Annotated in this window: 5 protein-coding genes; 4 read left to right on the top strand and 1 reads right to left on the bottom strand. The window is 70.8% G+C overall.

Annotation, left to right across the window (positions count from 1 at the left end; translation table 11 throughout):
• Positions 1-35: 35 nt before the first annotated feature.
• The 3 genes from ACK4SC_RS08165 to ACK4SC_RS08175 all read left to right on the top strand — a co-directional run bounded on the left by ACK4SC_RS08165 (position 36) and on the right by ACK4SC_RS08175 (position 3,409).
• Positions 36-1,520: an SDR family oxidoreductase gene (locus tag ACK4SC_RS08165; protein ID WP_409616928.1), complete on the top strand. Its 1,485-nt coding sequence runs from the start codon at positions 36-38 to the stop codon at positions 1,518-1,520.
• 5 nt (positions 1,521-1,525) lie between these two features.
• Positions 1,526-2,452: a CAP domain-containing protein gene (locus ACK4SC_RS08170; protein ID WP_409616930.1), complete on the top strand. Its 927-nt coding sequence runs from the start codon at positions 1,526-1,528 to the stop codon at positions 2,450-2,452.
• A 111-nt stretch (positions 2,453-2,563) separates the two neighbouring features.
• Entirely contained in the window at positions 2,564-3,409 is an 846-nt protein-coding gene (locus ACK4SC_RS08175) for a glycerophosphodiester phosphodiesterase (protein WP_409616932.1), read from the top strand.
• 13 nt (positions 3,410-3,422) lie between these two features.
• Here ACK4SC_RS08175 and ACK4SC_RS08180 read toward each other — a convergent pair whose 3' ends face one another.
• The gene (locus ACK4SC_RS08180) at positions 3,423-4,808 is read right to left on the bottom strand and encodes a M20/M25/M40 family metallo-hydrolase (RefSeq protein WP_409616934.1); all 1,386 of its coding nucleotides are present in this window, start codon (positions 4,806-4,808) and stop codon (positions 3,423-3,425) included.
• Between ACK4SC_RS08180 and ACK4SC_RS08185 the strand changes: the two genes are divergently transcribed.
• Positions 4,807-6,612: a DUF2207 family protein gene (locus ACK4SC_RS08185; RefSeq protein WP_409616935.1), complete on the top strand. Its 1,806-nt coding sequence runs from the start codon at positions 4,807-4,809 to the stop codon at positions 6,610-6,612. The genes ACK4SC_RS08180 and ACK4SC_RS08185 overlap by 2 nt on opposite strands.
• Positions 6,613-6,685: the final 73 nt, after the last annotated feature.

Below are 6,685 nucleotides of genomic sequence, written 5' to 3' on the forward strand. Positions count from 1 at the left end.
GGGCGCATTCAGGAGGCGGGGCTAGCGTTCGGGCCATGCGCATCCTCGTCACCGGGGCGACCGGGTACATCGGCGGCCGACTCGTGCCGCGTCTGGTCGCGGCGGGCCACACGGTTCGCGTGTTCGTGCGGGACGCGGAGCGGCTGCGCGACGTGCCGTGGAGCGCCGACGTCGAGGTCGCGACGGGGGACCTGCGCAATCCCGACGACGTGCGCACCGCACTCGAGGGAATCGAGGTGCTCTACTACCTCGTGCACTCGATGACCTCGGGTCGCGACTTCGAACAGCTCGAACACCGCATCGCCCGCACGGTCGCGCGCGCGGCGCGCGAGGCGGGCGTGGGCCGCATCGTGTACCTCGGCGGGCTGCACCCCGATGGGCCGCTGTCGCGGCACCTGCGCAGCCGCGCAGAGGTGGGGCAGATCCTGCTCGACAGCGGTGTTCCGACGGCGGCGCTGCAGGCGGGGGTGGTGATCGGGTCGGGCTCGGCGAGCTTCGAGATGATTCGCCACCTCACCGAGGTGCTGCCGTACATGCCGGCGCCGAAGTGGGTGCGCAACTTCATCCAGCCGATCGCGGTGCGTGACGTGCTGCACTACCTGATCGGTGCGGCGAGCCTGCCGAGCGAGGTCAACCGCACCTTCGACATCGGCGGGCCCGATGTCTTGCGCTACGGGCAGATGATGAACGGCTACGCGGTCGAGGCCGGTCTCAAGCAGCGCCCCATCGCGAGCCTTCCGGTGTTGACGCCGTACCTGGCGAGCCAGTGGGTGAACCTTGTCACCCCGATCCCGCGGTCGCTGGCCGTGCCGATCATCTCGTCTCTGCAGTACGACGCGGTGTGCAGCGAGCGCGACATCGATCAGTACATTCCTCCGCCCGAGGGTGGGCTGACGGGGTACCGCCAGGCGGTGCGCTACGCCCTGGCGAAGATGCGCGAGGGCGAGGTGGAGACCAGCTGGCGCAATGCGGCGGTGGCCGAGGCGCCGGCCGACCGGCTCCCCAGTGACCCCGAGTGGAGCGGCGCGACCGTGTTCGTCGACCGGCGCGAGGCGACGAGCGAGGCAAGCCCCGCCGACCTCTGGCGCGTCGTGGAGGGTATCGGCGGCGACAACGGCTGGTACTCGCTGCCGGTGGCGTGGGCGGCACGAGGCTGGCTGGACAAGCTGGTCGGGGGAGTGGGCCTTCGCCGCGGCCGGCTCGACCCGGAACGGCTGCAGCCGGGCGACGCGCTCGACTTCTGGCGCGTCGAGCAACTCGACCGCGGCACGTTCCTCCGCCTCCGCGCCGAGATGAAGTTGCCCGGTCGCGCCTGGCTTGAGTTCCGTGTGAGCCCCCGCGAGGGTGGCGGCTCGCACCTCGAGCAGCGCGCCGTGTTCTTCCCCTCGGGGCTTGGCGGGCGCCTCTACTGGGGCGTCATCATCCCGTTCCACGGCGTCATCTTCCCGGGCATGGCCGCGGGCATGGCGCGCGAGGCCGAGAAATTGTCTCGCGCCCGGGCGGAGATTCGCGCACAATAGACCCCGTGGGGGCCGCACGGGGGGTGCTGGCGTCGCTCGCTGGGCTACTGCTCGCGGCGGCGCTGATCGTCGCGCCGGGAGCGGCGACGCCCGCTCACGCGAGCGAGGCGGGAACCATTTACTCTCTGCTGAATCAGGCACGGGGAGGCTCGGGGCTCGGCCCGTTGGCGCGGAACGCCGCGCTCGACCAGGTCGCGCTGAACTGGGCGAACCAGATGGCGGCTGACGGGCGGATGTACCACAACCCGAACTACAGCACGCAGATACCCAGCGGCTGGAGTCGTGCCGCGGAGAACGTCGCGCAGGGCTTCCCGACGGGTGCCGCCATGCACGACGGCTGGTGGGGTTCCCCCGGTCACCGAGCGAACATGCTGGGCGACTTCACCGACGTCGGCGTCGCGTTTATCCAGGCCGGCGGCACGACCTGGGGTGTTCAGGTGTTTGCGAAGTATGGCTCGAGCGTTCCGGCTCCGGCGCCCGCGGCCCCGCCGACCGCCCCAGCGCCCCCGCCGAGCAACCCGGCACCCGCTCCTGCTCCCGCTCAGGCGCCGCCTCCTCCCGCGCCCGCCCCCGAGGTGGCGCCGGAACCGCAGCCAGAATCCGACCCAGAGCCAGAACCGGAGCCCACTCCGGAGCCGGAGGCCAGCCCCGAGGCGCAGGCCGACGCTGCCGCCGCGATGCCCGACAAGGCGCCGCGCCCGTCGCCGAGCGCACCGGTCGTCGACGACGCGAGCACGGGCATCCCGCTGTCGAATGCTGCCTCGCTGACGGCCAGTGAGCTCCCGGTCGCGGTCGGCGCGACGGCGGGGATGCTCGGCGCCGGTTTCGTCGCCGCGTTCGCGTTCGCGGGATCGTTCCGCCCCCGAAAGGGGGCTGAGAATCGGCGGTCCCGATGGCGCATATGGTCACGGAACGGTAACGGAACCCCGTAGGCTGGTCGGCACCGCACCGACGCGGTGACCCGAGCAGAGGGAGGTTTCGTGGCACTTTCCGAGACCCCGTCCCGCCGATTTTGCCGAGGTCACCGCTACTCGTTCCGGCGCGTGTCGACGACCGTGGCGGTGACCGCCGCGCTCGTCGGTGTGATGTCGATCGACTACACGGCAGCGACGGCGTACGCCGCGATTCCGGCCTACGCGCAGGCCATGAACGAGGGGGTGCCGCTCACCGCCGCCCACCGCGGTGACCCGGTGGCCGCGCCCGAAAACACCCTTCCCGCGATCGTCGCCGGCATCAACGGCGGGGCCGACATCGTCGAGTTCGACCTTCACCTGACGGCCGACGGGCACGCCGTGCTCATGCACGACGCCATGGTTGACCGCACGACCGACGGCGTCGGGCCGGTGAACCAGCTCACCCTCGACCAGGTACAGCAGCTCGACGCCGGCTCGTGGTTCGGCGACGCCTGGCGTGGCACGCCCGTGCCGACGGCGCGCGAGGCACTCGAGCCCTTCGTCGGCGTCTCGACCACGGCCCTTGTCGAGTTCAAGGGGACCTGGCGCGAGGAAGAGGTCGCCTCGGTAATCGCCGTCATCGACGAGCTCGGCATTGGGGAACGCACCGTCGTGTCGAGTTTCGAGGCGCGCACCATGATCGCGCTGCAGAAGGCCGCACCGCACCTGCAGCGCGCGCTGACGATGCGGGTACTGCCGGCCTCGCCGCTCGGGCTGGTCGCCGCCTACGACGCCTCCGTCGTCGTGACGAGCATGCGTTCGATCGACCTGTCGCCCCGCATGGTGCCGCAGCTGCAGCAGGCGGGGGTGACGGTCATCGTGTACACCCTGAACACGCCGACCCTGTGGCAGAAGGCGCGCCAAGCCGGAGTCGACGTGATCGTGACGGATGACCCGCGCGGCATGAACCACTGGGCCGACTGGCTCGGCCGCTGACGTCGACCCGCGGCTACCGACGGCGCAGCAGCGCCTCGTAAACGCGCACGCCCTCGAGAAACGCCGAGACACGAATGCGCTCGTTCTTCGCGTGCAGACACGCCCGCTCGGCCGCCGTCATGCGAAACGGCGCAAACCGGTAGACGTGGTCGCTGATGGCAGTGAACCAGCGGCTGTCGCTCGCCTGCATCATGACGTACGGGGCCACGGCAAGGCCCGGATGCACGTCGCGCACCGCCTGAACGATCGCCTCCCAGCCCTCTCCGGAGGCCGGCGACACGGGCGAGGGTTCGCTCGGCTCGAGAACCTCCACGGCGACGAGCGGGTCGGCGATGGCTGCCGTCACCTCGGAGACCGCCTCAGCGACGGAGGTGCCAGGAGCGATGCGCACGTTGACCGTCGCCTCGGCGCTTTCGGCGAGCGCGTTGGCGGCGTGTCCGGCGCGCAACTCGGTCACGGCCCGGGTCGTGCGCACGAGGGCCCGGGTCTCGGGGCTCGTGCGCAGGAAAACGCGCAGGAGCAGGGGCGCGAACAGCCCCACCCGCCGGAACACGAAACGCAGTGGGGGCCGCGCCCGTTCGCCGAGCGTGCGAATCATGAGCCGCGTCGTGGCGTCCAGGCGCGCCCGCGCGGGGCGGGCATTGAGCCGCAGGATCGCCCGAGCGAGCCGCTCGGGCGCCGAAAAAGGCGGGGGACTGGCCGCGTGGCCGCCCTGCTGGTCGACGGTCAGACGCAGAGTCGTGATGCCCTTCTCGGTGACGCCGACCACCGCGTATGGCTCGTCGACTCCCGGGAACGCGCCCGAGACGATCGCTCCGCCCTCGTCGAGCACGAGGGAGGGGCGTATGCCGCGCTCACGGAGCGTGTTCACGATGGCGCGAGCGCCGCGCCCGGTGACCTCCTCGTCGTCGCCGAGGCTGACGAGCACGTCGTGCCGCGGGGTGATGCCGGCGGCCAGCAAACGCTCGACGGCCTCGAGAATGGCGGCCGCGCATCCCTTGTCGTCGATCGTGCCTCGGCCCCACAGCACGGGCTCGTCGCCGTCGGGCCCGGTCTCGGTGATGACGCCGGCGAAGGGGGGATGCTCCCACCCCTCGTCGGTGGCGGGAACCACGTCGTAATGGGCCATCAGCACCGTCGGCGTTGACGCGCCGGCGGGGTCGCTGCCGGCCCAGCGATACAGCAGGGCCGCCTCCCCGATGCGCTCGCGGGTCAGCCGCTCATGCACGCGCGGGTACAACGAGGGGAGCGCGTCGATGAAGCGCTCGAACGGCTCAGGATCGCGGCGCGGGCCCGGCCCGTCCGGGTGTCGTGAGATTGTCGGGATGCGCACCAGCTCTTGCAGACGCGCGACCGCCCTCTCGTCGTCGCGGCACTCAGGCGATACCGTCGAGGTCATGCGCCCCATCGTCGCACTGCTGGGTCTCGTCACGGCGATCCTGTTCGGCGTGGCCGCACCGCTCGGCGCCCTGCCGGGCAGCGCCCCCGCCGCCCACGCGAACGTCGACAACTTCGTGTTCGACTCATTCGAGGCCGAGTACGTGCTCGACCGCGACGACGAGGGGCGGGCGACGCTCGTGACGACCGAGACCCTCGTCGCGCGCTTTCCCAATGTCGATCAGAACCGGGGCATTCGCCGCACGCTGCCGGCGACATATCAGGGGCGCACGACCGAGCTCGAGGTGCTGTCGGTGACCGACGAGCGCGGGGCATCCCGATCGTTCTTCGTCGAGAGCGATGGCGGAGTGACGAGCGTCGTCTCCGCCGTTCCCGAGGGCCAGTTCGTGCGCGGCGTGCAGACCTACGTGATCACGTACGTCCAGCGAGATACCGTCGACGCGTTCACCAACACCGGAGCCGAAGAGTTCTACTGGAACCTCAACGGCACCGACTGGCGCCAGCCCTTCGGCGAGGTGCGCGGCACGGTGCGACTTGGCCCCGGCCTCGCTGAACGCCTCACCGGCGGGGCATTCTGCTACCAGGGCGTCGCCGGATCGTCCGAGTGGTGCGACATCACCGTCGACGGCGACACCATCACGGTCGCGTCGACCCGACCGCTGGGCGCGTTCGAGAACGTCACCGTCGCGATCGGTTTCACCCCCGGCACGTTCACCCTGTTCAACCCGTCGCCCCTCGCGAGCCCGGCCGGCTGGGGCCTGCTGCTCGTCGCGCTGCTTTCCCTCGGCTGTGTCATCATCGCCATCAGCGTGCGCTCGACCCTCCTGCGCGACGAGCCGGGCCGACCGGTCATCGTCGTCGAATATCTGCCTCCGAAGGGCGTGACGCTCATGGAGGCGGCCGTGCTGCGTCATCGCCGCAATCGCGCCATCGCCAGCCAGCTGGTCGACTTCGCCGTTCGGCGCATGATCACCATCATCGAGCACCGTGTGCGGCTCGGTCGCGACACGTGGCGACTGCAGCTGCAGAGCGCAGACGGCGCAACCGAGCGAGAACTGCGCATGCTGCGCTACTTCTTCGGCGACGAGCTGCGTCCCGGAGCCGTGCACGACCTCAAGGCCTCCTCAACGACGCTGAGTGCCAAGCTCACGCGCCTGCTGTCCGACGTGGCGATCGACAACGCCAACAGGCGCCACTGGAAGAAACACGTGCCGCCGCTCGCCAGCGTTTTGCCGAGCGCCGCCGCGTTCCTGCTGGTGTTTGCGGCGTTCGTTGCGCTTGCCGGTCTCGCCGATGAGGGGCGCGACGCCGACTGGATGATTCTCGTGCTCGGTGGGGTCATCGTCGCCGCGGTCATCACCGCGGGCCTGTTGGCACGCCAACCGCTCAGCGCGGCCGGGGCCGAGGTGAACGACCACCTCACCGGGCTCGACCAGTACATCCGTCTTGCCGAGGCCGATCGCATGCGCGTGCTGCAGTCGCCGCAGGGTGCACTGCGCGAGCCGATCGACCCGAGCGACCGCGCGGCGCGGCTGAAACTCACGGAGCGGCTACTGCCCTGGGCGGTCCTGTTCGGTCACGAGAAAGAGTGGGCCAGCGAGCTGGGGTCGTTCTACGCCGAGGGAGAGTCGCCCCCCTGGTACCGCGGTGCTCGCCCCTTCAGCGTCGGATCCTTCGCCGCCGGCGTGGGGTCGGTCAGCTCGACGCTGTCCTCCAGCTACTCGGGCACGAGCTCGTCGGGCGGCTCGGGCGGCGGCGGGTCGTCTGGCGGCGGTGGCGGCGGAGGGGGCGGTGGCGGCGTCTAGGTGTACCCGGTCATGACGTTGGTGTCACTCGGCTGATCGGTGGCAGGCCTCCGCAAGCGGTGTGTGCTCGAGC

It is taken from the genome of Microcella sp., assembly GCF_046293215.1.
In the GTDB taxonomy this organism is placed as follows: Bacteria; Actinomycetota; Actinomycetes; order Actinomycetales; family Microbacteriaceae; genus Microcella.